1 protein-coding gene and 2 pseudogenes are annotated in these 2,858 nt (G+C 66.4%); 1 reads left to right on the top strand and 2 read right to left on the bottom strand.

Annotated features, from left to right (window positions below; genetic code table 11):
* A pseudogene (locus tag LH128_RS23580) lies at window positions 1-356 on the bottom strand (glucose/galactose MFS transporter); the annotation flags it as partial.
* Window positions 357-808: 452 nt separating this feature from the next.
* Here LH128_RS23580 and LH128_RS23575 point away from each other — a divergent pair.
* On the top strand, window positions 809-1,819 hold the full coding sequence (locus LH128_RS23575) for a LacI family DNA-binding transcriptional regulator (RefSeq protein WP_008832201.1): 1,011 nt from the start codon (window positions 809-811) through the stop codon (window positions 1,817-1,819).
* A gap of 6 nt (window positions 1,820-1,825) precedes the next feature.
* Here LH128_RS23575 and LH128_RS23570 read toward each other — a convergent pair.
* Window positions 1,826-2,858, bottom strand: a pseudogene (locus tag LH128_RS23570) (transketolase); the annotation flags it as partial.

The following is a 2,858-nucleotide window of genomic DNA, read 5'->3' as shown; positions in this document are numbered from 1 at the left end:
AGCCAGTAGCTCGCGGTCTGCGAGGCCGGGATGAACGCCAGGCAGCCCGCAATCATGATCACCAGGCCGGCAGCCGCGCCGCGCATGTAGCCGACCTTACGCACCAGCATCGCGCCCGGAATGCCGATCACCGCATAAGCCGTGAAGAAGCAGAACTGCACCAGCATCGCCTGCGTGTAGCTGAGCGTGAACAGTTCCTTGAGCTTGGGGATGATCACGTCGTTCAGGCTGGTGATGCCGCCGAAGATGAAGAACAGCGCCATCACGAAATAGCGCAGCTCGGCCGCATCGACGTGGCCTCCGGGCACTTCCTCGGCGAATTGCGGATCACTGCTGGTGGACGGCGCCATCGCCATGACTGGGAATTCCTTGTGCTGCGTGTCGGGAGCGGTCGTAGATCAAGCGGGGGTTTCTGCAAGGCCGGTCGCGGAGGAGGGTGCGACCGGCCTTGCTGGGAGGATCAACCCTCCCAAAGCTCTCCGCCCGGCCGCGCCGCCACGGGTTCGCCCGGCTTTTGCGCCGAAGCGACTGCAAGGAATTCGCTCACTGTCCCCTCCCGCTCTGCCGGCGCGCTTGAAGATTGCGCCTGACGTTTGATCTGCTGCATATGTATTTCCAAAAAACAGCGCTGTCATTAAAAAAGATGCTTGCGATTGCAGGTAGAACGTGACCGCTAACAGGATTGCTTGATACAACGCTGTCTTCATACTGAACCCGCTTCCCGCGTGATGGCGATTGCCTTGCATTCGGGCGGGCTTGGTGAAACAGAGGCCATGCACAAAGCCAATCTGAGGACGCACCGGGGGAAATGAAAAAGGTCACCATCATGGACGTTGCCCGTCAGGCGGGCGTCTCGATGAAAAGCGTCTCCCGGGTTATCAACGACGAAGCGAGCGTCCGCCCCGACCTCAAGGCCAAGGTCGACAAGGCCGTCGCCGAACTCGGTTACCGCCCCAACTTCGCCGCGCGAGCGCTGGCGGCCGGGCGCTCGTTCTTCCTCGGCATCCTGTTCGACAACCCAAGCCCGGGCTACACCCTCCAGATCCTCAACGGCGCTTATGCCGCCTGCCGCGCGGCGGGCTTCCAACTTGTCATCGAGAGCGTCGACACCTCGGCCAGCAACATCCGTGAGACCATGGACGGCCTGCTCGCCAGCGCCCGCCTGGACGGCATGGTCGTCACCCCGCCCGCCTGCGACAACGCGGCCGTGATCGCCGCCCTCGACGCACGCAAGCTGCCCTACGTCCTGCTCGCCCCGATCCGCGACAATCCCGAAGTCGCCAGCGTCCGCTCGAACGACGCGGCGGCGGTGCACGATCTCGTCCGCCACCTCTGGGGCCTCGGCCACCGCAGGTTCGGTCTCATCGACGGCCCGGCGACGCATGGCGCGAGCCAATGGCGCCGCGAAGCCTTCGTCGCCGCGCTGGAGGAACGTGGCCACGCCCCGTCCGACATCGTCACCGCCACCGGCGAGTTCACGTTTTCCTCCGGGATCGGTGCCGGACTGCAGATCATGCGCGCGCCCCAGCCGCCGACCGCGATCTTCGCGGAGAACGACGACATGGCCGCCGGTGTCTTCGCCGCCGCCGCGCAGCTGGGCGTCAAGATACCCGACGACCTCTCCGTCGTCGGCTTCGACGACAGCTGGATCGCCCGCAGCGTCTGGCCGGAACTGACGACGATGCGCCAGCCTATCTTCGAAATGGCCGAAGAAGCCGTGCGGCTGCTCCTCGACTTCAGGAAGACCAGCGAAGTCGGCAAGAAGACCTTCGACTGCACCCTGGTGACGAGGGGATCGACCGCGCCCCCTCGCCGCTGAAGGCGCTTAATCCTCCAGGAAAAGTTCGGCGGCGGCGTCGATGATGGCGTCGGCATCGAGGCGGTAAGTCCGGTAGAGATCGTAGAGGTCCCCCGTCTGCCCGAAGCGGTCGGTGCCGAGCGGGCTGACGCGCATGCCCTTGACCCCGCCCAGCCATGACAGTGCGCCCGGCGAGCCGTCCAATACCGTCACCAACCCCGCCCCCGGCGCCAGCGCGCCCAGCAAGGTCTCCGCATGGCTCAGCGCCTGCTTCTGCCCGTTCCAGCGCGCCGCCCGCCGCGCCGACCAGCCGCGATGGAGCAGGTCCGGCGAGGTCACGTTGAGCAGACCGATACCCGGCAGATCCTCCGCCAGTTGCTCCCACGCCGCCAGCGCTTCGGGTGCCACGACGCCGGAGAAGGCGATCGCCGCCTGCGCGTCCGGACCCGGCTTCTTCAGCCAGTATCCGCCCTTCAAGGCATCGGCCTGCCAGTCGTCGTTCTCGCGCGACACCTGCGGGATCGCGCGGGTGGAGAGGCGCAGGTAGACCGAGCCGCCGTCCTCGCGCTGCATGTGGTCGAACGACCAGCCCATGATGAGCGCCAGTTCGTCGGCGAAGGCCGGGTCGAAGGCCGTCAGCCCCGGCTGGCCCATGCCGATCAACGGCGTGTTGATCGACTGGTGCGCGCCGCCCTCCGCCGCCAGCGTCAGGCCCGAGGGCGTACCCACCAGCAGGAAGCGCGAGTCCTGATAGCAGCCGTAGTTCAGTGCATCGAGCCCGCGCGAAATGAACGGATCGTAGACCGTCCCCACCGGCAGCAGCCGCGTGCCGAAGTGCGGCCCGGCCAGCCCCAGCGAGGCGAGCATGATGAAGAAGTTGTTCTCGGCGATGCCCAGTTCGATGTGCTGGCCCGCCCCGTGCGCCGACCACTTCTGCGCCGAGGGGATCTTCGCCTTCTGGAACACGTCGGCCAGTTCCTGCCGCCGAAACAGCCCGCGCTGGTTGACGAAGCCGCCGAGGTTGGTGGTCTGCGTGACGTCGGGCGCGGTGGTGACGATG

The sequence above is a fragment of the Sphingomonas sp. LH128 genome (genome assembly GCF_000293195.2).
Taxonomy (GTDB): Bacteria; Pseudomonadota; Alphaproteobacteria; order Sphingomonadales; family Sphingomonadaceae; genus Novosphingobium; species Novosphingobium resinovorum_A.
Note: the sequence above shows the minus strand (reverse complement) of the source record. Positions and strands in the feature narration are given on the sequence as shown.

Bases quoted from the DNA above. Each gene is read 5' to 3' on its own strand.
- LH128_RS23575 (WP_008832201.1), top strand. From the start codon at position 809: ATGAAAAAGGTCACCATCATGGACGTTGCCCGTCAGGCGGGCGTCTCG.